At 67.0% G+C, this 1,559-nt stretch carries 1 protein-coding gene; it reads left to right on the forward strand.

From position 1 onward, the window contains the following. Window positions 1-1,559: DUF7619 domain-containing protein (locus tag BW972_RS19490; RefSeq protein WP_200805505.1), on the forward strand; the 1,559-nt coding region annotated here is incomplete at both ends.

The following is a 1,559-nucleotide window of genomic DNA, read 5'->3' on the forward strand; positions in this document are numbered from 1 at the left end:
TCGGTGAGCGTCTCCTCCACCCGCCGTCGCCGCTGCTTCGAGAGCACCACCACCGTACGCTACGAAAACGCCGGCTTCGCCACCGCCCCCGACGCCAGGGTATACCTGCAGCTGCCCAGGGAAGTCGAGCTGCTATCGGCAGACAAGCCCTACACCCTGCTGCCCGACGGCTCCTACGAGTTCTCCGTGGGCGACCTGGCGGCGGGCCAAAAGGGCACCATTCAGATCGAGGACCTGGTCACCTGCGGCGACGAGTCGGTGCGGGGCCTGACGGTCTGCACCCGCGCCTGGATCACGCCCTCCAACAACAAACCGGCCGAGCCGACGCCCACCGTCTCCATCACCGGACGCTGCAGCGCCGAGACGGGCATGGTCCGCTTCGTGCTGCGCAACACGGGCACTGGTGACATGGCCGAACCGGGGCTCTTCCGCAAGTACGCCAACGGGGAATTGGCCTCGGTGGAGCAGTTCCGCCTGGCCGCCGGCGACAGCCTGGTGCTCTGGGTGCCCTCCACGGGCTACACCTGGCGCCTGGAGGCAGACCAGCCCGCCGGCAACGGCGACAACACCACGGCCAGTGTGACGATGGAGCCCTGCAACGGAGTTGCCGCCGACTCCACCGTGACCTCGGGCTTTGTCAACCTGCTGCCCGCAGACGACGAGGAGGCCGAGAGGTCAACCGAGTGCATGCCCATCACCGACTCCTACGACCCCAACGACAAGCTGGTCACGCCCCGGGGCCGCACAGAGGAGTTCTACACCCCCACCAACACGGCCCTCAAGTACAAGATCCGCTTCCAGAACACGGGCACCGACGTGGCCTACCGCGTGGTGGTGGTCGACACCCTCTCCGAGCACCTGGACCTCTCCACCCTGCAGCTGGGGGCCTCCTCCCACCCGGCCCGCGTGGAGGTGTCGGGCAGGGGCCGGCCGGTGCTCACCTGGACCTTCGACAGCATCATGCTGCCCGACTCCACGGCCGACGAGCCCGGCAGCCACGGCTACATCCTCTTCAGCATCAAGCCCAGGGCGGACCTTGCCGAGAAGACGCTGGTGGAGAACTACGCCGACATCTTCTTCGACTTCAACTCCCCCATCCGCACCAACCTCACCCAGAACCGCATCTTCGACATGCCGCCGGTGATCAACGAGGCCGTTCGCGTGCGCCTGGAGGACGTGCTGGCCACGCCGGGCATCGCTGGCTTTGCCCCGGCCGCGGGCAGGTTCGGCTCGGAGCTCACCCTCACGGGCAAGCGCTTCGCCGCCATACCCGCAGACAACAAGGTATACCTCAACGGAAAGGTGGCTACCGTGGTGAGCGCCACGGCCACCGAGCTGAGAGTGCTCGTGCCGGCAGGCGCTACTTCAGGAGTTCTGAAGGTCATCACCCCGGACGGCGGGGCAACCTCCTCTGCCCAGTTCCAGGTGTACCAGCCGCCGGTGCTCACTACATTCAGCCCCGCCGAGGGCATGGTGGGCCAGCCGGTGACGCTCACCGGCGAGCACCTGCAGGCCGAGCTGATCGAAGGTATAAAACTGGGCGGACTCGAGTGTGAGAT

This window comes from Pontibacter lucknowensis, assembly GCF_900156415.1.
Taxonomy (GTDB): Bacteria; Bacteroidota; Bacteroidia; order Cytophagales; family Hymenobacteraceae; genus Pontibacter; species Pontibacter lucknowensis.